Source organism: Xanthomonas sp. NCPPB 2933 (genome assembly GCF_056725225.1).
The window spans coordinates 229185-252976 of the sequence record NZ_CM161518.1; the positions used below are offsets into that span (position 1 = coordinate 229185).

A 23792-nucleotide genomic window follows, 5' to 3' on the forward strand; every position below is an offset into this window, starting at 1 on the left:
GGTTTACCATATACAGCACACCGTGCCACTGTCGATTGGCAGTGCAACAAAAACACTAGCAGGGAGACACCCTTGAGCAACGACGCCGCCACCCCGCCATCGTCCACATCCATGCTGTCGCAGATCGCCCAGCAGTTTGTGGAGGCACGCCGTGCAGGGGCATCGCTGCCCGACTTTCCCGGGCAAATCCCTGAGGATCTGGTCACTGCCTATCAGGTGCAGGACATCGCCATCAGCCAGTGGGACGACCAGGTGGTCGGCTGGAAGGTGGGTTATATCGCCGCCGAGCGCCGCGACGCCTCCGGCGACGACCGCCTGCTGGGCCCGATCTTCTCGCGCAAGCTCTGGAATGCTACCGGTGGAACAACCCAGTTCCCGATCTACCAGGGCGGCTTCGGTGCGGTAGAGGCCGAATACGTGCTGCGCCTGGAAGCGGATGCTCCCGCCGAGCAGACCCACTTCACCCCGGAGCATGCGGCGCAGCTGCCGGCCACGTTGTTCATCGGCGTGGAGATCGCCAGCAGCCCGTTGGCGACCATCAACAAGCTGGGCCCGCGCGTGGTGATTTCCGACTTCGGCAACAATAACGGCCTGATTTTAGGCCCGGAAGTGACCGATTGGCTGGCACGCGACGAGTCCGCGCTGACTGCCGAAACGCTGATCGATGACCAGGTGGTCGGTACCGGTGGAGCCACCACGTTGCCGGGTGGATTGCGCGCCGCCTACGCGTTTGCGCTCAGTCGTTCGGCCCAGCGCGGGCGTCCGCTCAAGCGCGGTGATCTCATTGCCACGGGCAATGCCACCGGTATCCATGACATCGAAGTGGGACAGCGTGCCCTGATTCGCTTCGCCGGCATCGGCGACATTTCCTGCACGGCTGTGTCCGCTACCTGATTCGGACTCAGTGACCAGACGCTTGGGAGGGCGCCAATGATCACACGCAGACATTTCCTCGGTGCCGGGCTCGGTGCCGCCGCGGCCGGCCCCTGGCTGGGCGCCGGTGCCACCACGCCGATCCCCGGCGGGCAGTTGTTGACCGCCACCGATGTGCATATCGGCGACTACCCCACCGTGGAAGCGGTGCGGTGGTTCGGCAAGCAGCTCGAAACACGTACCAACGGCCGGCTCAAGTTGCGCCAATACCACTCCGGCCAATTGGGCCGCGAGTCGGAGGCGATCGATATGGCGCGCTTCGGTGCCATCGACATCACCCGGGTGTACTCGGGCGCGTTGAACAACACCTTTCCGCTCACACAAGCGCTGTGCCTGCCGTACGTGTTCGACTCGGTGCCGCATCTGCGCCGCGCCATCGACGGGCATGTCGGCGACAGCGTGCTGCGCAGCTTCGAGCAGCGCGATCTGGTGGGCCTGGCGATCTACGATTCGGGCGCGCGTTGCTTCTACAACACCAAGCATCCGCTGCACCGCCCGGAAGATCTCAAGGGCCTGAAATTGCGTGTGGCCTCGTCGGACATCTTCCTCAAGCTGATGCGCATGCTGGGCGCCAATCCCACCCCGATGTCGCTGGGCGAGACGTTCTCGGCGATGGAAACGCACATGATCGACGGTGCGGAAAACAACATGCGCAGCTTCCAGTCCAGCCGCCATTTCGAGGCGGCGCACTACTGGTCCCAGAGCGAGCATTCCTACGCGCCGGACATCCTGGTGATGTCGCGCAAAAGTTTCGAATCGCTGAGCCCGGCCGACCGCGGCCTGGTGGTGGAACTGGCACGCGCCTCGGTGCCGGTGATGCGCAACCTGTGGGATGCCTCGGAAGTGATCGCGCGCAAACAGGTGATCGACTACGGCGTCAAGCTCAATCAGGTCGACATGCCGGCATTCCGCGCCGCCTCCGCCCCGCTGCTGGCCGAATACCGCAAGCAGCCGGAGATCGAAGCGTTGTACCGCCGCATCCGCGATTTCGCATAGAGGTAATCCAATGACCGAACCCGAGACTCTCGCCGTCCCGGTCGCGCCGTTGCAGCGCGCGCTGGACCGCGTTTCCGACACTGCCGTTGGTGTGGCATCGCTGGCCTTGCTGGGCCTGGTGGTCGTGCAGGGCTGGCAGGTGTTCACCCGCTACGTGCTCAACGACTCGCCCAGCTGGACCGAGCCGGTGACGCTGCTGCTGCTGAGCACCGCGCTGAGCCTGGGCGCGGCCGCCGGTGTGCACACCAACCGCCATTTCGGCTTCTACCTGCTGGGCGAACACGTGCCGCCGCTGGTGCGCAAGGTGTTCGATCTGATCCGCCCGCTGATGATCATCGCCATTGGCGCGGTGCTGGCGCGCTGGAGTGCGGCGCTGCTGGTCGATGGGCTGGACATCAAGATGGCCGGCGCGCAGATGCCGCAGAGCATCAACTACCTGCCGCTGTCGATCGGCGGCGCGCTGATGGTGGTGTTCGCCTTGTACAAGCTGTGGCGTGTGCTGCGCCCGATCCACACCGGAGGAGTGCGCTGATGGGCATCGCCATGTTGTTGGGAACCTTCGTGGTGCTGCTGCTGATCGGCGTGCCGGTGGCCTACGCATTGGGCGCGGCCGCGCTGGCCACGCTGCTGTATCTGGACCTGCCCACGGTGGTGCTGGTGCAGCAGATTTCCGCCGGTAGCGGCTCGGCCTCGTTGATCGCCATTCCGCTGTTTATCTTCGCTGGCGAGTTGATGCTGCGCGGTGGTATTTCCGAACGCTTGATCGCCTTGGCCTCGTCGCTGGTGGGGCGTGTGCGTGGCGGCCTGGGCCAGGTCAGCGTGTTGTCGTCGCTGTTCTTCGGCGGCGTGTCCGGCTCGGCGATTGCCGACGTCTCGGCGGTCGGCGGCACCATGATTCCGCAGATGATCAAGCGCGGTTACGACCGCGATTACGCGGTGAATGTGAGCATGACCGCCGCGCTGGTGGCGCTGCTGGTGCCGCCCTCGCATAACCTGATCCTGTTTTCCGCAGCAGCGGGCGGCGGCATCTCGATTGCCGATCTGTTCGCCGCCGGCATCTTCCCAGCGCTGTTGATGACTGCGGCAATGATGGTCACCGGCTATGCGGTGGCGCGCCATCGCGGCTACGGCACCGAGCCGTTCCCCGGCTGGCGCGCGGTGGCGCTGCGCCTATTCGGCGCACTGCCGGGCCTGGGGTTGGTGGCGCTGATCTTCATCGGTATTCGCGCCGGCATCTTCACCGCAGTGGAGAGCGCCGCGATTGCGGTGGTGTACGCGTTGATCGTCACCGCGCTGTTGTATCGCCAGCTGCGTTGGGCCGAGTTCTTCGCGGCGGTTACGCATGCCGCGCGCACCACTGGCGTGATCCTGTTCGTGATCGCCACGGCTGCAGTGTTCGGTTGGTTGCTTGCGTACTTGCAGGTGCCGGCGGCCGCAGTGAAGTTCCTGCAGGCCATCGCCGACAGCAAGAACACCGTGCTGCTGATGATCGTGGTGATGCTGTTGTTGCTGGGCATGTTCATGGACCTGGCGCCGAAGATCCTGATCTGCACGCCGATCTTCCTGCCGGTGGTCAAGGCCTACGGCATCGACCCGATCCACTTCGGTCTGGTGATGGTGCTGGCCGGCGGTATCGGCTTGATCACCCCGCCGATCGGCTCGGTGTTGTTTATCGGCACCTCGATCGGCCAGATCACCATCGCCCAGAGCATGCGCACCATTTGGCCATTCTGGTTGGCCGCGTTATGCGTGCTGCTGATCGTGGCGTTTTTCCCCGAACTGTCGTTGTGGTTGCCGCGGGCACTGCGCGCGTAAGGGCGCCACTCCCATCCACTGCGTATCCGTCGGCAGGGCGCGGTCGGGGCGAACGAATCGGCGTCTACCACGTGCGATTCCACCGCCCCGGCCACCCCATCCGACAGTCGCTTGGCGACGCTGCATGAGCTGTGCTCAGCGCCGCTGCTGGCGGGAGTTTCCGCCGTCATCCCAGCGGCCGACGATCTAAGGCGTCGGCCGCCGCATCGCCCCGCAGGTTGGGGGTCAAGGAGAGAGCATGCGTATGCGTAACACTTCACTCTGTTTGCGTTGGCTGCTGGCCAGCGGCCTGCTGCTGTGTGCCGGGCTAAGCGCTGCGGCCGACTGGAAGCGCGGTATCGAACACCAGCGCATTGCCGACCAGGGCAACGGCACCTTCCTCAACCCGGTGCTGGCCGGCGATCACCCCGACCCGTCGGTGCTCAAGGACGGCGACGACTATTACCTCACGCTGTCCTCGTTCGATGCCTATCCCGGCCTGCCGATCTGGCATTCGCGCGATCTGGTCAACTGGCAACCGCTGGGCCATGCGATCACGCAGAACGTCGGCGCGATCTGGGCACCGGACCTGATCAAGCACGGCAAGCGCTATTACATCTACTTCCCGGCGCGCCGCGGCGACCAGGGCGAGCGCAGCAACTTCGTGGTCTGGGCCGATGACATCACCGGCCCGTGGAGCAAGCCGATTGACATCGGCCTGGGCAAGTACATCGACCCCGGCCATGCAGTGGGCGAGGACGGCAAGCGCTATCTGTTCCTGAGCGGCGGCGATTACGTGCAGCTCTCCGACGACGGCTTCAAGGTGGTCGGCACGCCCAAGCACGTCTACGACGGCTGGAAATACCCGGAAAGCTGGGACGTGGAGGGCTACGCCCAGGAAGGCCCCAAGATTACCCGCCACAACGGCTGGTACTACATGACCACCGCAGTCGGCGGCACCGCCGGCCCGCCGACCGGGCATATGGTGATCACCGCGCGTTCGCGCTCGATCCATGGCCCCTGGCAGAACGCGCCCAACAATCCGATCACCCGCACCAAGAGCGCCGACGAGCCGTGGTGGTCGCGTGGCCATGCAACCCTGGTGGAAGGTACCGACCAGCGCTGGTGGATGCTCTACCACGGCTACGAACACGGCTACTGGACGCTGGGCCGGCAGGCGCTGCTCGACCCGATCGAGTGGACCGCGGATGGCTGGTTCGTCGCCAAGGGCGGCGACCTGGGCACGCCGTTGAAAAAGCCCAGCGGGCAGGCCTTGCCGCATGGCCTGAGGTTGTCGGACGACTTCCGCGCCAACACGCTCGGCCCGCAGTGGTCGTTCTTCAACCCGGCCGCCGACGAAGCCAAGCGTCTGCAAGTAGGCGATGGCGTGCTGCGCCTGCAGGGCAAGGGCAGCGCCCCGCGCGATGCCTCGCCGCTGACCCTGATCGCGCCCGACCAGGCCTATCAGTTCGAGGTGCAGATGACGGTGGCACCGGGCGGGCAGGGCGGGGCGCTGCTGTTCTACAGCGACAAGCTCTACGCCGGTGTGGGGAGCAACGGCGAGAACTTCGTCATGCACCGCTACGGCGAAGAACGCCCGGCCAGGCTGGCGCCCAGCGGCAAGGGCGGCGCGTTATGGCTGCGCGTCACCAACAACCGCCACATCGTCACCATCCACAGCAGCACCGACGGCACCACCTGGACCAAGTACCCGGTGCAGATGGAAGTGTCCGGCTACCACCACAACGTGGCCGGCAAGTTCCTGGCACTGAAACCGGCGCTATACGCGTCCGGCCAAGGCCAGGTGGAGTTCCGCAACTTCCGCTACCGCGCCCTGGACTGACCGTTCTGCACTGCCGGGCATGCTGTGGCGCATCACGCCACGGCGCCCTGGTCATGGCGGATTCGAGACATCGGCAAGCCTGCGAAGGCTTGCCGGCCCGCTGGCCGGTAGAATCCAATCAACTTCAATGGTTGACCGCTATGCCCGCCCGCAAGATGCCTGAAGAGGGAATGCCCGGCCTGCCGAAGGGCAAGGTAGCCACGATCAACGACATCGCCCGGATGTCCGGGGTGTCCAAGAAGACCGTCTCGCGGATCATCAACAATTCGCCGCTGGTCCGCCAGGACACCCGCGAGAAGGTCGAAGCGCTGATGCGCGAGGTCGGCTACTCGCCCGACCCGCTCGCGCGCGGGCTGGCGTTCCGGCGCTCGTTCCTGATCGGCATGGTCTACGACAACCCCACCGCGCAGTACATCGTGGACATGCAGTACGGCGCGCTGGACGCGCTGCGCGGCTCCAGTTTCGAGCTGGTGGTGCACCCCTGCGACAGCCGCAGCCCCGGCTATATCGAAGGCGTGCGCCGCTTTGCCCAGGCGCAGAAGCTGCACGGGGTGATCCTGGTGCCACGCGCCTCCGAGGACCAGGCGCTGGCCGACATGCTGGCCGAGATCGGCTGCCGCTATACCCGCATCGCCTCGGTCGCGCTGGACGCCACCTCGCAGACGGTGATCACCCACGACCGCGACGGCGCCGCCGAGGCCGCCGACTACCTGCTCTCGCTCGGCCACCGCGACATCGCCCTGGTCACCGGCCCCAGCGCTTACCGCTCCTCGGTCGAGCGCACCTCGGGCTTTGCCGACGCGCTGACCCGGCGCGGCATCGAACTGCCGCCCGAGCGGATTGTGGAAGCCGGCTATACCTTCGAATCCGGCGTGGCCGCCGCCGAAAAGCTGCTGCTGGGCAAGAAGCGCCCCACCGCCATCTTCACCGGTAACGACGAAATGGCCGCCGGTATCTACAAGGTCGCACTGCGCGCCGGTATCAACATCCCGCGCCAGCTTTCGGTGATCGGCTACGACGACAGCTCGCTGGCCTCGCGGCTATGGCCGCCGCTGACCTCGGTGCGCCGCCACACCCGCGACACCGGCCGCACCGCCGCCGCGATGCTGATCCAGCCCGACAACGCCCCGCAACTCCCCACCGCCAGCGTGCGCCCGCACCTGATCGTGCGCGACTCCTGCCAACCGCCGGAGGATTGAGCACGTAAAGCCTCTCTCCCTGCGGGAGTGCGCGCAGCCTCGCACCCTCATCCGGCGCTACGCGCCACCTTCTCCCGACGGGAGAAGGGAGTGAGCCCCTCTCCCTCCGGGAGAGGGGTTGGGGTGAGGGTACGGCGGCAGACAGCCATCTAAAAAAGCTCGGACATGCGCTGAAGTGAGATGGGCGCACAAGCCTCTACTCGACCAACCCGATCGCGCCCTCTAGCACCGCGCGCAGCCTCGTACCCTCATCCGGCGCTTACGCGCCACCTTCTCCCGCAGGGAGAAGGGATTCCCACGCTATCGTGCACTGCGCAATGACACCGGTTAACCAGAGTCGGTAGAATGTCCCGGTGCAAGCCAATATCCCCCTTGCTTGCTACCGGAGATCGCGCATGTCCCTGTACTGCAAGACCCACTACGCCACCCATCCCGACGCCATCAAGGGCGCCAGCAACGACGACCTGCGCGAGCTCTATCTGCTCGACGGCCTGTTCGTCGAAGATGCGGTGACCCTCAAATACACCCACTACGAGCGCTTTGTGCTCGGTGGCGCGGCACCGCTTGGTAAAACGCTGGAGCTGCCCAAGCAGACCGAACCCGCGTCCGCTGCCGGCCATCCGTTCCTGGAGCGCCGTGAGCTGGGCATCCTCAACGTCGGCGCCGGTCCTGGCACCGTGACCGTGGACGGCACCGCCTACACGCTCGGGCCAAAGGACGGCCTGTACGTGGCGATGGGCAGCACCGAGGTCACCTTCGCGTCCGCAGACGCTGCCAATCCGGCCAAGTTCTACCTGGCCTCTACGCCGGCGCACGCGCGCTTCGAGACCAAACAACTCTCGATCAAGGACGCGGTGGCACTGGAGCGTGGCGCGCTGGAAACCAGCAACGAGCGCACCATCTACCAGTACATCGTGCCGGCCACCTGCCAGTCTTCGCAGTTGCTGCTGGGCCTGACCGTGCTCAAGCCGGGCAGCGTATGGAACACCATGCCGCCGCATTTGCACGACCGCCGCAGCGAGGTGTATTTCTACTTCGATCTTGGCGCCAACGACCGCGTCTATCACTTCATGGGCGAGCCGGACGCGCAGCGCCACATCGTGATCCAGAACAACGAAGCGGTGGTGTCGCCGCCGTGGTCGATCCACATGGGTGCCGGCACCAGCAATTACGCCTTCATCTGGGCGATGGGCGGCGAAAACCTTGATTACACCGACATGCACGTGCTGGACATCTGCCAGCTCAAATGACGCTGGCGCTTGCAAGGCAATACTTAATCAGCGCAATAACTCGGTTAATGCGATTCACCAGCCAAGTTAATGCAATAACTCCATCAATGCGTGGCCGCGCAGCGCGCGGACGCAACGCACTCATCCAACGTGGCATCACCCAGCAGGAGCGATAAGGTAATGAGCAATCCGTTCAGTCTCGAAGGCAAGGTCGCACTGGTCACCGGTGCCAACACTGGCCTGGGCCAGGGCATCGCGCTGGCACTGGCACAGGCGGGCGCCGACATCGCCGCCGCCGGCATCCAGGCGCCGACCGAGACCGAAGAACTGGTCAAGGGCCTGGGCCGCCGCTTCATCGCCATCCAGGCCAACCTGATCAGCCTCGAGCCAGTCGAGCGCATCCTCAAGGAAACCCTGGACGGCCTGGGCCGCCTGGATATCCTGGTCAACAACGCCGGTCTGATCCGCCGCACCGACGCGGTGGATTTCAGCGAGCAGGATTGGGACGACGTGATGAACGTCAATCTGAAATCGGCCTTCTTCATGGCCCAGGCCGCCGGCCGCCATTTCATCGCCCAGGGCAGCGGCAAGATCATCAACATCGCCTCGATGCTGTCGTTCCAGGGCGGCATCCGCGTGCCGTCGTACACCGCCAGCAAGTCCGGCATCGCCGGCATCACCCGCTTGCTGGCCAACGAGTGGGGCAGCAAGGGCGTGACCACCAACGCCATTGCGCCCGGCTATATGGCCACCGACAACACCGCCCAGCTGCGTGCCGACGAAGCGCGCAACAAATCCATCCTGGACCGCATCCCGGCCGCGCGCTGGGGCGTACCGGCCGACCTCGGCGGCACCGCAGTGTTCCTGGCCAGCAGCGCCTCGGATTACGTCAACGGCGCCATCATCCCGGTCGACGGCGGCTGGCTGGCACGCTGAGAAAACCGCGTCGTTCCCTTCTCCCTCCGGGAGAAGGTGCCCGAAGGGCGGATGAGGGTCGGCATGCACGCGCACGACCCGACCCAGACACTCATCAAGTCCGCCACCCAAGCGCACGCATCACCACATTCCAAACAACTTTCCCCAACCCAATCGGAGCACCCCATGAAAATCGCACTCATGAATGAGTTTAGTCAGGCCGGCAAGAACCCGGTGATCCTGCAGCAGCTCAACGACGTCGCCAGCGAACAAGGCCACAGCGTGTTCAACGTCGGCATGGACGGCGACAACGACCACCGCCTGACCTATATCCATCTGGGCATCGTCGCCAGCCTGCTGTTGAACTCCAAGGCGGTCGACTTCGTCGTCGCCGGCTGCGGCACGGGTCAGGGCGCGATGATGTCGCTCAACGCGCATCCGGGCGTGTTCTGCGGCTACTGCATCGAGCCGACCGACGCCTACCTGTTCGCCCAGGTCAACAACGGCAATGCGCTGTCGCTGGCATTCGCCAAGGGTTACGGCTGGGGCGCGGAAATCAACGTGCGCTACATCTTCGAAAAGGCCTTCAGCGGCGAGCGTGGCCTGGGCTACCCGGCCGAGCGTCGTGAATCGCAGGCCGCCAACGCCGGCATCCTCACCCAGCTCAAGCAGGCCACCGCCAAGTCGTACATCGACGGCCTGCGCGCCATCGACCCGGAGCTGATCAAGCAGGCCGTCGGCGGCGAGCGCTTCCAGCAGTGCTTCTTCGACAACGCCCAGGACGCCGAGATCCGCGCCTTCGTCGCCGGCGTACTGGGCAAGCCGGAAGCCGCTGCTGCCGCAGCGTAACTAGCCAATGCGTTTTAGCCCCTCTCCCGCCGGGAGAGGGGTTGGGGTGAGGGTACGGCGGAAGACAGCTGGCCTAAACGGAAAAGGCTTGAAAGGCTTGAGACGACAGTAAGGCCGTCCAACATTTCCGATGCCGCCGCACCCTCATCCGCCCTTCGGGCACCTTCTCCCGATGGGAGAAGGGACACCGCGCTGTCCTAAACACTCTTCTCCGGAGCCACCATGCGTCTGCTTCTGTTCGCATCGTTGCTGCTGCTCTCCGCAAACCCCGCCCGCGCCGAACCACACCGCATCTTCATCGCCGGTGATTCCACCGCCGCCGAATACGGCCCGGAGCGCGCGCCGCAAGCCGGCTGGGGCCAACTGCTGCAAGACTGGTTCGACCCTGCGCAATGGCAGGTCCGCAACCACGCCAAGGGCGGCCGCAGCACCCGCAGTTTCATCGCAGAAGGGCACCTGGACGCCATCGCCAACCAACTGCAACGCGGCGACATCCTGCTGATCCAGTTCGGCCACAACGACGCCAAACACGAAGACCCGACCCGCTATACCGACGCGCACAGCGACTATCAGCAGTTCCTGCGCCGCTACATCGCCACCGCACGCGACAAGGGCGCCACGCCGATCCTGATCACGCCCGCCGCTCGTTTGCTCTACGACTTCGGCGCGCTGCTCGACACCCACGGCCGCTATACGCTGGCCATGCAGCAACTCGCAGCGCAAGAGCACGTTGCCCTCATCGATCTCAACGCCAGCTCCAGCGACTGGATCCGCGCACTCGGCGAACAGGCAGCCAAACCGTACTTCCTGTTCGTGCCCGAACAAGGCAAGGTCGATGGCACCCACTTCAGCCGCGCCGGTGCCACCGCAATCGCCTGCCTGGTTGTGCATGGCTGGGTGCAACTGCAGCCAGCGCTGAAACCGCAACTCCGCCGCGACGCCGATTGCGGCGCAGCCCCCGACACGGCCGCACAACGCGCCGCGCAGGCGCATCCCTCGCTGGTGGTGCACGAACGCGACCTCGCCCGCGAGCAACCCGGCCCGCACGGTGGCGCCGGGCCCACCACGGCGTACCCCTTCTTCGCCGACGCACCGGAGCTGAAATTCGTGCTGCGCAAACGCGTGCTGCACAAGGGCGCGGGCATCGGCCTGCACTTGCACGACAAGGACGAGATCTATTACATCGTCAGCGGCCGCGGGCTGTATGCACTGGATGGCAAGCAATACGAAGTCAACGCAGGCGATGCGCTACTGACGCGGCCGGGAAGTACGCACGCGTTACAGCAAACCGGAGAAGAACCGTTGGTTGTATTGCTGGCATACACGGTGGCGCCGAAGATATAAGCCATACGTCACTGATACGTATCATCGATCTCCCGGTTGCGATGCTCACGATAAGCCTTGAAATCAAGCCTATCGCATCGGATCAATCACCGATTCCATCGCCACTATCTCTGCGCGGCTGGCGTTGCATCGCACAGCTTCCTGTTGCCACCGCGCAACCGCCGCGCGTACTTCTTCGATGATGGCCAATGCCTGCGCTCTGGTCAGCCGATAATACTCGTGCGTTTCCATCAATAGCGCCGTATCGGGTATGGTGTCGTCAAGACTGATGGCCAGCACGTGCACGTCTTTGTCCTGGTTTGGATTGACGTCGAACGCAGGTGCCAAACGCCAGCCGTCGTGCTCACGCAGGAATCCATGATTGCGTAAGTGATCGTCGCGATTGCCGACCAGTATGTTGAAGGCGACGCGGCGGAATAACTGGTGCAGATCATGTTGAATCGCGTGTGTTGCGCCAACGACTTCGATGGCATGCGCAATATCGACGTAAGACGACGCTTCGCTGTGTTCCACATCCAGCAGCGTAAATGCCGAGGCATATGCACGGCGGCTATGCGCAGTGCGATCAAAGCGCTGCACCGCGAACGTGGTGCCGTGATTGGACAGTTCCAGTGGTTTGGCGGCAGGCATGCTGATGCCCGCAGCCAGTGACAAACGGTAGGTGATGTATTCCCATCGCCCCACGTCGTAGAGGTCGTCAGCGGAAGGAAATTTCGCCAGCCAGAGAGAGCCATCCGTCTCTCTGACACTGGCCTTGGGCCTGGCGCCACCAAGCGAAGCGCCGGGTGCGATCAGTTGCTTGACCCACGTGAGATCCATGTCGCTGTCATCCATGTCATCGCGCTCAAGGCGCCGAGCAATCGCTTCCAACTCGCGCAATTGCGTCATGGGCGGTGCGCTCAATGCATGGTCGTCGAGGTGTCGGCCGGTCGTGCTGTCGCGCAACCTCAGCGCGCCCATGCGGGACGCATCGTTGACGCCGATCAGATAATCCCAGGGCCGCAGTGCACGAACTTTTCGGCCTTGTTCGCGCGCCATGATCACTTCTCTGCGCTTCATCAGCAGTTTGCCCCAGCGATCGGGCGAACAATCCAGAAAGGCACCGGTCAACTCGGACGCTCCGGCGCGTGCAATCGATGCGCCTGCATAGAGCGGCAGTTGCGGGTCGAGCGCGAACGCGCGAACGGGTGTCTCGTTGGCCAGCCAGCCGGCGGCATATTCGAACTGCAGTGTCTCGCCGCGGCGGCTGTATTGGCGTGTCAAATACCCAACCAGGGAGCTGCCGCCCAATGATTGATCCTCTAACCACACCTCGACCTTGTTGATGTCATGCGCCAAGGGAGCCGAACTCATGGCTCGCTCCTGATGGAGGAGGGCCCCGGGCGACGCAGCCTGCTGTCCTGCAGCTGCCTCCCCAGCGGATCGGTCTGCGCCAGCAGATCGATGTCCTTGTCCAGACCAAGCACGGTCAGTACACGGAGAACGGTCGCCAGACTGGTCGATGGATCGCCGTTTTCCAGCTTGGCCAGGGTTGGCACGCTGACGCCGACGCGGGTGGCCAGCTCGCGCTGGGTCATCTCGCGACGCAGTCGTGCGGCGCGCAAGCGTTCTCCCAGCGCCTCGATTTGGCGCTGGGCACGCGGCATGGTGGGAGGGACGCGTTTGGCCATACCAAATTAAATTACTCTTTAGCAGTATAAAAGCAACTTAATTTTGTATTCGGCTGGTCTGCTTGTTAGGGTTTTATGCCTTGTCGTAAGCGCTGGTACCTGCACCCCTCAGGCCTTGTCCACCCCGTAGTGGGTCAGCCCCAACCGCGCCAGTTCGCCGGAGCGGCGGTAATAGACTTCTTCCCAGCCATCCACGCGCTGGCGGTCGGTCTCGTTCATGGCGTCGAGGATGTCTTCGATGCTGAGCAGATTCGGGTCTTCTTCCAGGCGTTCGAACACTGCGCCCAAGCCTTCGATCGCCTGGCGTGTCTGCGCTGCGCCCATCGCCGCCAGCGCCTGCAGCGCGTAAGTGCGCGTGGTGGCGTCCCAGCGATCGAAATAGCGCGCGTAGCCGCTTTCGACCATGTCCGCGTCCAGCCGTGCCAGTGCAACCAGCTCGCGCTCGCCGGGGGTCAGCGCATCCAGGTGTCCACGCAGCATGGTCAGTTTGGTCTGCGCGCGCGCACTGCGGCGGCGCCACAACAGCTCGGGCATGTTGAGCAGGCCCTCCGGGGTAGGCGGCGCGACGGCGGGCCAGTTCACCCCAAAACCGTCTTCGGTGAGCTGCCACTGCGCGCGCTGCGGCGCCGCCGCCTTGAACAACAGCCGATGCGCCTTGATGGGCTCATCGATACGGATGCCATTGGCCAGGGTGAACAGCAGGCGGGTGTCGTCCAGCTCCAAGCGCCGGATGCGTAGCTGCGTCAGGTCCATTGAGCGAAGGCGGTGTGGGGAGGTTTGACCTTAGTCCGCGTGGGCAGTGCTGTCGAGTCGGTGCAGCGATCTCGCGCCACCCTGGCACCGCTCACACATCGCCGTCGTGACTCCAGCCTTCGCCGGTACCGCGCTGGAGCACCCGATCTGTGACCAGCACATCGCCGGCCGGCACCTGCGCTTGCTGCGCAAGATCGGCATAGATCGGGGTGAAGTCCGGCGCGGTAGCGTCCATCAACTGCGCGAAGCTGTCGATGACGAAATAGGTCTTTTGAAAGCTGTCGATGCGGTAGCGCGTGCGCATGATGCGTTGCAGGTCGAAGCCGATCCGGTTGGGCGCCGGCGATTCTAGCGAATGCAGCGATTCGCCCTTCGACGACACGATGCCGGCCCCAAAGATACGCAACCCTTGTGGCGTTGCGATCAGGCCGAATTCCACCGTGTACCAATACAGGCGGGTGAGATTCTGCAACGCGTCCTGCCCGATGCCGTGCGCCTTGACTCCGCCACGGCCGTAGGCCTGCATGAAGTCGGCAAACAGCGGGTTCATCAGCAGCGGCACGTGCCCGAACAGGTCATGGAACAAATCCGGCTCGGCGATGTAATCGATTTGATCGGGGCGGCGGATCCACCACGTCACCGGGAAACGCTTGTTGGCCAGATGCTCGAAGAAATCCAGCTCCGGCAGCAAGCCTTGTACGCCGACCAGGGTCCAGCCGGTGGCCGCCTGCAGCACGGCGTTGAGCGTATCGAACCGCGGGATGTGGGTGTCGCCCATGCCCATCGCATCCTGCGCCTGCAGGAATTCGTCGCAGGCGCGCCCGACCAGCAGCTCGCGCTGGCGCCGATACAAGCTGCCCCAGGTGGCATGGTCGTCGGCGCTGTAGCCGTCCCACGGCTGCTCGACCACGGCGGTGGTGTAGACCGGCACATAGCCCTTGTCGGTGAGCTGATTCTCGACGCGTTGCGGTGCGATGTTCATGCGGCGGCAGTTCCCGATGATCAGCGCTCACCTTAGCCCGATGGCCGCGCAACGGGATTGCGAATCTTGCGCGGTCAACGCCAGATGGCGCAAGATTCGTGCGTCATCTTCTGCTGCTGCGCAACATATGGACCAGCCAATCGCCCTGGACCGCACCGATCTGCGTCTGCTCGCCTTGCTGCAGACGCAGGGGCGCAGCAGCAACGCGGAGTTGGCGGTGCAGGTCAATCTGTCGGCCTCGGCCTGCCTGCGCCGTACCCAACGGCTGGAGGCGGCCGGCATCATCGCCGGCTACGGCGCGCGCCTGGATGCCAGGGCGCTGGGACTGGGATTGCAGGCGTTCGTGCGGGTGCAGTTGGAGCAGCACGGCCAGGCAGATATCGAGCATTTCGCCGATGGCGTGCGCGGCTGGGACGAGGTGGTGGCCTGCTGGGCGCTCACCGGCGACATGGATTACCTGCTGCAGGTCCAGGTGCGCGATCTGGAGCATTTCTCGCGGTTTCTGCTCGACCGCCTGCTCAACGCCACCGGCGTGTCCGACGTCAATTCCAGCTTCGTGCTGCGCACCGTCAAGGCACCGGAAGGCTTGCCGTTGGCGCATCTGGCCTGACCCCCGCAGCGCTGCATGAGGGCGGGGCGGCACACTGTGACTTGCCTCTCAAACGCTAACGATTTACATTTGCATAACTTCTGGCCGCGTCCGGTCATGTCGTTCCCCGTCGATCCGCCAGCCCCGCAGGGCCAGCCAGCTCGTCGCCCGAGTGGGACGCGCACGCCTGCCTGCAGCTTCCTGACGCCCAGCGTCCGCACCGATCGATGAGAACCCCTCCAATGCCCGCGATTTCCGCCCCTCTGGCCACGCTGTCCGCCGCCTTGCTGTGCGCGCTGGCGATGACGACGTCCACTGCCCACGCCGCCGATGCCACCAGCGCCAAGACGCTGGACCAGGTCAACGTCAACGGCACGGTGAGCCGCGCGCAGCCGGCCACCACCACGCGCTTGCCGCTGACCTTGCAGGAAACGCCGCAGTCGGTGAGCGTGATCGGGCTGCAGCGGTTGGAAGACGAATCGCTTTTCAGCATCGACGATGTGATGCGCAACGTCACCGGCGTCAACGTGTCGTTCTACGACACCCAGCGGCCGCTGTATTTCGCGCGCGGTTTTCAGATCACCGACTTCCAGGTCGACGGCTTGCCCACCTACAGCGGTTCCACCAACCAGGAATACGACACGGTCTTTTACGACCGCATCGAAGTGATCCGCGGCGCCAATGGCCTGCTCACCGGCGCGGGCATTCCCTCGGCCACGGTCAACCTGCTGCGCAAGCGGCCCGGCAAGGAGTTCGATGCCTCGTTCGCGGTGAGCGCGGGCACCTGGGATTTCCGCCGCATGCAGGCCGACGTCAACGCACCGCTGACCGAAGACGGGCGCTGGCGCAGCCGCGTGGTGGCGGCCTGGCAGGACCGCGATTACTACTACGACCGTTACCATGACAACAAGATGTCGGGCATGGCGGTGCTGGAAGGCGATCTGACCGACAGCACCACGCTCACCGTCGGTTACCAGCGCCAGGACAACAGCCCGGTCGGCTCGACCTGGGGCACGGTGCCGTTCTTCGCCGCCGATGGCTCGCTGGCCAACCTGTCGCGCTCCACCAATCTGGCGCCGGAGTGGACCCGCTGGCAGCGCGAAACCAGCACTGCGTTCGCCAACCTGGAACAACGCTTCGGCGAGGACTGGCTGTTGCGCGTCAACACCGCGCACACCAAGGGCAATGTGCAGAGCCTGCGCGTGTACGGCACCGGCTATCCGGCCGCCGATGGCAGCGGCATGTTTCTGCGCACCGGCGCTGGCGAGACCGAAGACACCCGCGACAGCGTGGATGTGTATCTGTCCGGTGGGTTCTCGCTGTTCGGCCGCCAGCACGATGTGGTGGTTGGCGGCAGCTGGCAGGATCTGCAATCGACCTCGTATGACGTGGCGCAGACCTATCCCGACGACTGGGCGACCTGCCCCAACGACTTTGGTCCACCCGAGCGCTGCTATTTCATTCCCAACATCCGCAACTGGGATGGCAATGCGTCCGAAGTGACCTATGCGCGCACCGGCCGGCGCAGCGAAGCGCGCACCACCCAGCGCGGCGTGTATGCCTCCACACGGTTTCGTCTGGCCGATCCGCTGTCGTTGATCGCCGGCGCACGCCTGAGTTCCTGGGAAACCCGCACCCAGGCCTTCGACACCAGCGGCACCTACACCGGCACCAGTGGCCGCTATGAAGTGAGCGACGAAGTCACGCCGTACGTGGGCCTGGTCTACGACATCGTGCCGGACGTCTCGCTCTACGCCAGCTACACCGAAATCTTCAATCCGCAGAACTACCGCGACAAGGACAACAACCTGCTCGCGCCGGTGGAAGGCTCCAACCTGGAAGCCGGCATCAAGGCGCAATTGCTCGACGGCCATGCGATGGCCACCGCCGCCGTATTCGAGGCCAAGCAGGACAACTTCGCCGTGCGCGACATGACCCAGCCGGAATCCTCGCTGCCGGACGGCAATTCGGCCTACATCGGCATCAACGGCACCAAGAGCCGTGGTTGGGAAATGGATATCAACGGCGAGATCCTGCCCGGCTGGACCGTCAATGCCGGCTTTACCCACGTCAAGGTGACGCGCCCGCCCACCGATGCGATCTACGCCAACCTGCCCGAGGATTATCTGCAGCTGTCCACGCAGTTGCGCTTGCCCGGCGCCTGGGAGCGCCTGAGCATCGGCGGTGGCGTCAGCTGGCAGAGCGCGGTACGCGGTTTCAATATCCAACGCCCCACCGGCGACGGCACCGGCGCCACCACACCGGTCACCGTGGTGCAGAGCGCGTACGCCTTGGTGCACTTCAACGCCAACTACCGCATCAGCGATCAGTGGACTGCCACGCTGGCGGTGCGCAACGCCTTCGACAAAACCTACTGGGCCAACCTGGATTACCAGAACTATGGCGAGCCACGGTTTGTCAGCGTGTCGTTGCGTTGGCGCTATTGAGGCGTCGCCGATGATGCTGATGCGTTACAGGTAACGCATCGCGGCCAAGGCCGCTCCTACAAGAGCAGTCTTGTCCGCATCACGGCGCCACGCAGGCCTCTTCCTTGCCGCGCAATTTCTCCCAACGCGAGCGCTCTTCCAGACAGCGCCGATACGCTTCTGCCTTGGCTGCGGCAGCCTGATCGGCCGCCGTCCGGGTAGCGCTACTGCGCTGCGCCTGCAGCTGCGCGATCTTGGCGCGGATCTGCGGCATCGCCGCCATCGCGGCGCGCTCGCCTTCCAGGATGGCCGCGCCACGCTGGTTGAAATCGGCCGAACCGATGTCGCTGACCTTGGGGCGGATCACCACATCGGCACGTTTGAGTTCGGCCTCGCCCAGGCGCTGGCCCATGATCGAGATCGACTGGTTGACGGTGCCGAGCAGATCGCCAGGATTCTTGCCGCTGGCCTTGCTGGAAATATCCACCGCCACCACGAATTCGGCGCCGAGCTGACGCGCGGCATCCACCGGCACCGGGCTGACCACGCCGCCGTCCACATAGTGGTACTGGCCGATGGTCACCGGCTCGAACACGCCGGGAATGCTGCTGGACGCGCGCACCGCCTGGCCGGCATTGCCGCGCACGAACACCGTGCGCTCGCCGTCTTCCAGGCGCGTGGCGACCGCGGCGAAGGGCTTGCGCAACTTGTCGATCGGTTTGCCGCCGAGCTGCTCGTTGACGTAGTCCTGCAGCTTCTGGCCCTGCACCAGCCCGCCGGAGAAGATCCGCACATCGCGGATGCTGGTCTGGTCGAGCGCAACGGCTTTTTCCTGCATCTGGAATGCGTCCATGCCGCTGGCATACAACGCGCCGACCACGCTGCCGGCGCTGGTGCCCGACACCACCACCGGCGCAAAGCCATTGGCTTCAAGCATCTTGATCACGCCGATATGCGCAAACCCCTTGGCCGCACCGCCACCGAGCGCCACGCCGATCTTCACCGGCTTGGCAGTGCTGGCAGATGGCGCCTGCACGACAGGTGCAGGCATGGCAGGACGCGGTTCACCGCCGCAGGCCGAAAGCACACCGAGCAACGACATCAGGGCGAGAAAGCGTGGGCGGCGGAGCGCGGTCATGGCGACGGGATGTTGGATGGATGGCGAGGGAGAATACACGCGTCGCGCGACCCGCTGCTGTTCCTTCTCCCCCCGGGAGAAGGTGCCCCGCAGGGGCGGATGAGGGTACGTGCGAAGCCTTGCGGTATCCGTTCCAAGCATGGCTTCGCCCCGTACCCTCACCCCAACCCCTCTCCCGCAGGGAGAGGGGCTTGATCTCATGAAGGTTCGAGCACGGTTGCCCAATGCACGTCTCCCCGATGCACGTCCCTATCCGAGCCCACGCGCGCAAGCAACTCAGCCTTCCCCAACCGTCGCCCAATAACGCTCGCCATCGCGCTGCACCCGCACCGGGCCGTCGAACACTGCCGACAGGCTGGCGTCGGTGAGCAGCGCATCGCGCGTGCCATCGGCCACCACGCTGCCGCCGCGTAGCAGGATCACCCGGGCGATCTCCGGCACGATCTCTTCGATGTGGTGGGTCACCAGCACCAGCGTGATGCCTTGCTGGGCGAGGTGCCGCATGGTGTCGAGCAGATGCTGCCGCGCGACCAGATCCAGACCGGTGGACGGCTCGTCCAGCAGCAACGCTTGCGGCCGGTTCACCAACGCCCGCGCGATCAGCACGCGACGGGTTTCGCCGGCCGACAACTCGGCAAATTGCCGATCCAGCAGCGGCAGTGCGCGCGCTAGTGCAAGCGCCTCACGTGCCCGCGCGCGCATGTCGTCGCTGACGTCGCGATGCGGCGGCACTACGTAGCTGGCGAAGAAGCCGGACAGCACCGCGCTTTCCACATCCAGCCCCGGCATGTCGGCCAGGTTGACGCTCAGATCGCCGGTGACGATGCCCAGCTGCGAGCGCAAACGATCCACCTGCCAGCGCGTCTGGCCCAGCACTTTCACCGCCGGCTGGCCGTCGGCACGCACCAGCGGATACAGCTCGCGCGTGATCAGTTTGATGAAGGAAGATTTGCCGCAGCCATTGGGTCCCAGGATGGCGGTGTGTTGCCCCAGCGCAATGCGCAGGCTCAAGGCGTGCAGCACGCGCACCTGGCCACGCATCACGCTGGCATGGTCGAGTTCGATCAACGGGACGGCATTTTCAATAGCAGAAGTCGCAGAAAAACCGGCAGCAACAGTCATACGGATGACATCAACCAAGTTGGGAAAGGAGACGTGTGAACCGCTTTAGGAATGCAGGGTGCACCCTACGCATCCGAAGGGTGAAGTTTGCCGCCATCGCCCCCATCATGTCTGCATCGACCAAAGAGATGGCGCCGCTGTGGAACTGCCGATGTTGTCCGATCCGATCATCGACTTCCTGACCTCCGGCGTGGCCGGGTTGGGCGTGTGGAGCATGCTGGCGGTGCTGCTGGTGTTCACCCAGCTCACCATCTTTGCGGTGACCTTGTACCTGCATCGCAGCCAGGCGCACCGGGGTGTGGATTTTCATCCGCTCGTTGCGCACGTCTTCCGTTTCTGGACCTGGCTCACCACCTCAATGATCACCCGTGAATGGGTGGCGATCCATCGCAAGCATCACGCCAAGGTTGAGACCGAAGAAGACCCGCACAGCCCGCAGACCAAGGGCATCCGCCAAGTGTTCTGGCGCGGCGTGGAGCTGTACCGCGAAGCGCGCGCGCAGCGTGCCGATATCGAGCAGTACGGCAAGGGCGCACCCACCGACTGGATCGAGCGTCACCTGTACACCCCGCATGCCAATGCCGGCCCGATCGCGTTGCTGGTCATCAACGCGGTGTTGTTCGGTCTGCCGGGCATTGCGTTGTGGGCGATCCAGATGGCATGGATTCCGTTTTGGGCCGCCGGTGTGGTCAACGGTCTTGGCCATTGGTGGGGCTATCGCAATTTCGAATCGGCCGACACCTCCACCAACCTCACACCGTGGGCGTTGTGGATCGGCGGCGAAGAACTGCACAACAACCATCATGCGTTCCCGAGCTCGGCGCGGTTTTCGATGCGGCGCTGGGAGCTGGATATCGGCTGGGTCGCGATTCGCGGTTTGCAGGCCTTGGGCCTGGCCAAGGTGCTGCGCGTTGCGCCGTCGCTGGATATCCGCCCCAACATCGCCGTGCCCGATGCCGACACACTCAAGGCATTGCTCTCGCATCGCTTTCAGGCCATGACCGACTACCAGCGCAACGTGCTCAAGCCGGCACTGCGCGAAGAAGCTGCCGCCACCGGCGCCAAGTTGCGGCAGTTGCTGCCGCGGCGCTTGCGCAAGGGCCTGGTCGACGACGGGCGCTGGCTCAAGCCCGACGCGCGCGAACAGTTGCAGCGCTGGGTGGCCGAGCGCCCGCGCATGCGCACGCTGGTCGAGTACCGCGCGCGCTTGACCGCCGTGCTGGAAGCGCGCAGCCATGATGCCTCCGAACGGCTCAAGCACTTGCAGCAGTGGTGTCACGAGGCCGAAGCCAGCGGCAATGCCGCCTTGCAGGCGTATGCGGCGCAGCTCAAGGGTTATGCGCTGAGTGGCTCTTAAGCGCGGTGGTATGCGTGCTGATGCGCGCGCGCATGGATCGCATGGTTCGATCGTGCGCAGCATGCTGATGGCGTGTGGTGTGTGCATTCCGGCAGTTGTCGCGCAGGCCCAGGTGCAGGACAGCCAGCAATATCTGCAGCGCATGGATACCGACGGCGATGGACGTGTTAGCCGCGATGAATATCTGGCCTGGATGAGCTACGCCTTCGATCAGCGCGACCTGGATCACGACGGCGTGCTGCAGGGCGATGAACTGCCGGGTCGTCGCGGCAAGCCGATCACCCGCGCGGCCCATCGCGCCACGCTGATCGAGCGCTTCGCGCGGCAGGATGCCAACGGCGATGGCTCTCTGAGCGCGCGCGAGTTGCTGGCGCCGCCGCGGTGATGCGCGCCGGCACGCTTGCCTTCGCGCTCGCCTGACGCCAGGCCCGGCAAGCTCGCGCACATGTTCACTCTCGACCAGGTCAGCCGCCGCTACGGCCAGGCCATTGCCCTCGATGCAGTCACGCTGACATTCGCCAGCGGGATCACCACCGCCTTGATCGGCCCCAGCGGTGCCGGCAAGTCCACCGTGTTGCGCATGCTGGTGGGGCTGGAATGGCCCGATAGCGGCACGGTGGCCTTCGACGGCACGCCGCTGCAACGCGCCAGCCTGCAGGCGCAGCGGCAACGCATCGGTTATGTGATCCAGGAAGGCGGGTTGTTTCCGCATCTGGATGCGCGCAGCAATGTGGTGTTGCTGGCGCAGACGCTGGGCTGGACGCGGCAACGCATCGATGAGCGCCTGGAGACCTTGTGCGCCCTGTGCCAGTTGCCGCCTGAATTATTGAAGCGCTACCCGGCCGAGCTATCGGGCGGACAGCGCCAGCGCGTGGGCTTGATCCGCGCCTTGATGCTGGATCCACCGGCCTTGCTGCTGGACGAACCGCTCGGCGCGCTCGACCCCATCGTGCGCTACGACCTGCAAGCGCAGATGCGCGAACTGTTCGCCCAACTCGGCAAGACCGTGGTACTGGTGACGCATGACGTGGCCGAAGCGGCGTATCTGGCCGACACCCTGGTGCTGATGCGCGCCGGCCGCGTGGTGCAGCAGGGCAGTGCACGCAGCTTGCTCGAACATCCGGCCGATCCGTTCGTGCAACGCTTTCTCACTGCGCAACGCAGCATCGGCGAGGCCGCATGATCGCGCGCGTGTTGCTCGCACTATGTGTACTGATCTGCAGTGCCGGCGCGCATGCCGCGCAGGTGACGATCGGCTCGAAGAACTTCACCGAAGCGGTTTTGCTAGGCGAGATCGCCACCGCTGCCGGCCAGCGGGATGGCGTGGACGTGCAGCACCGCGCGCAGCTCGGTGGCACCCGCATCCTGTGGCGCGCGCTGGAGACCGGGCAGATCGATGCCTATGCCGAATACACCGGCACGTTGGCGCAGGAGCTGCTGCAGTTGCCCAAGGCCAGCCAGGCCGAACTGCGCGCCGCACTGGATGCGCGCGGACTGGCGATGACCGACTCGCTCGGCTTCCAGAACATCTATGCCTTCGGCATGCGTGCCGAACGCGCACAGGCGCTCGGTATCGCGACGATGTCGGATCTGGCCCGGCATCCGTCGCTAAAGATCGGTCTGAGCAACGAATTCATGCAACGCGCCGATGGCTGGCCTGGCATACGCGCCGCGTATGCATTGCCGCAGACCGCAACCGGGCTGGATCACGATCTGGCCTATCGCGCGCTGCAGAGTGGGGCGATCGAAGTCACCGATCTGTACAGCACCGATGCGGAAATTCCGTATTACCAGTTGCAGGTGCTGCGCGACGACCGCCGGTATTTCCCCGAGTACCAGGCCGTGTTTCTGTATCGCAAGGACCTGGCACAACGTGCACCGGCGATGCTGAAGACATTGCAGGGGCTGCAAGGCCGCATCGACGAGGCGACCATGCAGCGGCTCAACGCGCAGGTGAAGCTGGAGCGTCAGTCCGAGGCGGCGGTGGCAGCGCAATGGCTGGGCGTCACGCCTGCATCCGAAGCCGATTCGCGTATCACGCGCCTGCTGCGGCACACGCGCGAACATCTGGCCCTGGTCGGCATCTCGTTGGGCTTTGCGTTGGTGATTGCGTTGCCGCTGGGTGTGCTGGCGGCGTGGCGGCCACGGCTCGGTCAGGTGGTGCTGTCGTTGACCGGCGTGCTGCAGACACTGCCATCGCTGGCGGTGTTCGTCTTCATGATTCCGCTGTTCGGCATCGGCGCCAAACCGGCGATTGCCGCGTTGTTTCTCTACAGCCTGCTGCCGATCGTGCGCAACACCTACGCCGGGCTGACCTCGATCCCGCGCGAGCTGCGCCAGACCGCTCAGGCCATCGGGCTGCCGGCGTGGACGCGCTTATGGCGCGTGGAGTTGCCGTTGGCGCGTCGCACGATCGTGGCCGGCATCCAGACCGCAGCGGTGATCAACGTCGGCACCGCCACGCTGGGCGCATTGATCGGTGCTGGCGGTTACGGCCAGCCGATCCTCACCGGTATTCGCCTGGACGACATCGGCTTGATTCTGGAAGGCGCGATTCCCGCGGCGGTGCTTGCACTGCTGGTGCAGGCGGCGTTCGAAGGCCTGGAGCGCTGGGTGACGCCGCGCGGATTGCGGCTCAGCCAGCGCGGTTGAG

General features: G+C 64.9%; 22 protein-coding genes. 16 read left to right on the forward strand and 6 right to left on the reverse strand.

Annotated elements, in window-relative coordinates:
• Positions 1-72 precede the first annotated feature (72 nt).
• From AC1PLU_RS00915 to AC1PLU_RS00960, 10 genes are all read left to right on the forward strand, one after another.
• Positions 73-894, forward strand: coding sequence for a 2-keto-4-pentenoate hydratase (locus AC1PLU_RS00915; RefSeq protein WP_481107436.1), 822 nt, complete (start codon positions 73-75; stop codon positions 892-894).
• Positions 895-930: 36 nt separating this feature from the next.
• The gene (locus tag AC1PLU_RS00920; protein WP_481107437.1) at positions 931-1929 is read left to right on the forward strand and encodes a TRAP transporter substrate-binding protein; all 999 of its coding nucleotides are present in this window, start codon (positions 931-933) and stop codon (positions 1927-1929) included.
• A 10-nt stretch (positions 1930-1939) separates the two neighbouring features.
• Positions 1940-2461, forward strand: coding sequence for a TRAP transporter small permease (locus AC1PLU_RS00925; protein WP_481107438.1), 522 nt, complete (start codon positions 1940-1942; stop codon positions 2459-2461).
• Positions 2461-3744, forward strand: a complete 1284-nt coding sequence (locus AC1PLU_RS00930) for a TRAP transporter large permease (RefSeq protein ID WP_006452152.1) — start codon at positions 2461-2463, stop codon at positions 3742-3744. The genes AC1PLU_RS00925 and AC1PLU_RS00930 overlap by 1 nt, the downstream gene beginning before the upstream one ends.
• Before the next feature lie 238 nt (positions 3745-3982).
• Positions 3983-5566: a family 43 glycosylhydrolase gene (locus tag AC1PLU_RS00935; RefSeq protein ID WP_481107439.1), complete on the forward strand. Its 1584-nt coding sequence runs from the start codon at positions 3983-3985 to the stop codon at positions 5564-5566.
• Positions 5567-5706: 140 nt separating this feature from the next.
• The gene (locus tag AC1PLU_RS00940; RefSeq protein WP_006452150.1) at positions 5707-6765 is read left to right on the forward strand and encodes a LacI family DNA-binding transcriptional regulator; all 1059 of its coding nucleotides are present in this window, start codon (positions 5707-5709) and stop codon (positions 6763-6765) included.
• Between the two features lie 395 nt (positions 6766-7160).
• Positions 7161-8015 carry a 5-dehydro-4-deoxy-D-glucuronate isomerase gene (kduI, locus tag AC1PLU_RS00945; protein WP_481107440.1) on the forward strand — a complete coding sequence of 285 codons (855 nt, stop codon included), beginning with the start codon at positions 7161-7163 and terminating at the stop codon, positions 8013-8015.
• Positions 8016-8174: 159 nt separating this feature from the next.
• On the forward strand, positions 8175-8930 hold the full coding sequence (kduD, locus tag AC1PLU_RS00950) for a 2-dehydro-3-deoxy-D-gluconate 5-dehydrogenase KduD (RefSeq protein ID WP_023902094.1): 756 nt from the start codon (positions 8175-8177) through the stop codon (positions 8928-8930).
• A 165-nt stretch (positions 8931-9095) separates the two neighbouring features.
• Positions 9096-9758 (forward strand): RpiB/LacA/LacB family sugar-phosphate isomerase, encoded by a 663-nt coding sequence (locus AC1PLU_RS00955; protein ID WP_115037011.1) that lies wholly within the window; start codon positions 9096-9098, stop codon positions 9756-9758.
• Between the two features lie 222 nt (positions 9759-9980).
• Complete coding sequence (locus AC1PLU_RS00960) at positions 9981-11102, forward strand: GDSL-type esterase/lipase family protein (protein WP_481093901.1); 1122 nt, start codon at positions 9981-9983, stop codon at positions 11100-11102.
• Between the two features lie 69 nt (positions 11103-11171).
• Here AC1PLU_RS00960 and AC1PLU_RS00965 read toward each other — a convergent pair whose 3' ends face one another.
• The 4 genes from AC1PLU_RS00965 to phhA all read right to left on the reverse strand — a co-directional run bounded on the left by AC1PLU_RS00965 (position 11172) and on the right by phhA (position 14507).
• Entirely contained in the window at positions 11172-12455 is a 1284-nt protein-coding gene (locus AC1PLU_RS00965) for a type II toxin-antitoxin system HipA family toxin (protein ID WP_481093900.1), read from the reverse strand.
• Positions 12452-12772 (reverse strand): helix-turn-helix domain-containing protein, encoded by a 321-nt coding sequence (locus tag AC1PLU_RS00970; RefSeq protein ID WP_481093899.1) that lies wholly within the window; start codon positions 12770-12772, stop codon positions 12452-12454. Before AC1PLU_RS00970 ends, AC1PLU_RS00965 begins: the two co-directional genes overlap by 4 nt.
• Positions 12773-12880: 108 nt before the next feature.
• On the reverse strand, positions 12881-13525 hold the full coding sequence (locus AC1PLU_RS00975) for a DMP19 family protein (RefSeq protein WP_481093898.1): 645 nt from the start codon (positions 13523-13525) through the stop codon (positions 12881-12883).
• A gap of 91 nt (positions 13526-13616) precedes the next feature.
• On the reverse strand, positions 13617-14507 hold the full coding sequence (gene phhA / locus AC1PLU_RS00980) for a phenylalanine 4-monooxygenase (protein ID WP_481107441.1): 891 nt from the start codon (positions 14505-14507) through the stop codon (positions 13617-13619).
• 127 nt (positions 14508-14634) lie between these two features.
• Here phhA and AC1PLU_RS00985 point away from each other — a divergent pair, with 127 nt between their 5' ends.
• Positions 14635-15117, forward strand: coding sequence for an Lrp/AsnC family transcriptional regulator (locus AC1PLU_RS00985; RefSeq protein WP_176341347.1), 483 nt, complete (start codon positions 14635-14637; stop codon positions 15115-15117).
• Between the two features lie 221 nt (positions 15118-15338).
• Positions 15339-17543 carry a TonB-dependent siderophore receptor gene (locus tag AC1PLU_RS00990; RefSeq protein ID WP_481107442.1) on the forward strand — a complete coding sequence of 735 codons (2205 nt, stop codon included), beginning with the start codon at positions 15339-15341 and terminating at the stop codon, positions 17541-17543.
• Positions 17544-17622: 79 nt separating this feature from the next.
• On the opposite strand, the gene AC1PLU_RS00995 is transcribed toward AC1PLU_RS00990, so the two are convergent.
• Entirely contained in the window at positions 17623-18660 is a 1038-nt protein-coding gene (locus AC1PLU_RS00995; RefSeq protein ID WP_481107443.1) for a patatin-like phospholipase family protein, read from the reverse strand.
• Positions 18661-18936: 276 nt separating this feature from the next.
• Complete coding sequence (locus AC1PLU_RS01000) at positions 18937-19782, reverse strand: ABC transporter ATP-binding protein (RefSeq protein ID WP_481107444.1); 846 nt, start codon at positions 19780-19782, stop codon at positions 18937-18939.
• Positions 19783-19933: 151 nt separating this feature from the next.
• Here AC1PLU_RS01000 and AC1PLU_RS01005 point away from each other — a divergent pair, with 151 nt between their 5' ends.
• From AC1PLU_RS01005 to AC1PLU_RS01020, 4 genes are all read left to right on the forward strand, one after another.
• Positions 19934-21139: a DesA family fatty acid desaturase gene (locus AC1PLU_RS01005; protein WP_481107445.1), complete on the forward strand. Its 1206-nt coding sequence runs from the start codon at positions 19934-19936 to the stop codon at positions 21137-21139.
• A 61-nt stretch (positions 21140-21200) separates the two neighbouring features.
• On the forward strand, positions 21201-21524 hold the full coding sequence (locus AC1PLU_RS01010) for an EF-hand domain-containing protein (RefSeq protein WP_006453189.1): 324 nt from the start codon (positions 21201-21203) through the stop codon (positions 21522-21524).
• Between the two features lie 60 nt (positions 21525-21584).
• Entirely contained in the window at positions 21585-22322 is a 738-nt protein-coding gene (locus AC1PLU_RS01015; RefSeq protein ID WP_481107446.1) for an ATP-binding cassette domain-containing protein, read from the forward strand.
• A complete protein-coding gene (locus AC1PLU_RS01020; protein WP_481107447.1) occupies positions 22319-23791 on the forward strand; it encodes an ABC transporter permease/substrate-binding protein in 1473 nt (490 codons plus the stop codon). Before AC1PLU_RS01015 ends, AC1PLU_RS01020 begins: the two co-directional genes overlap by 4 nt.
• Position 23792: the final 1 nt, after the last annotated feature.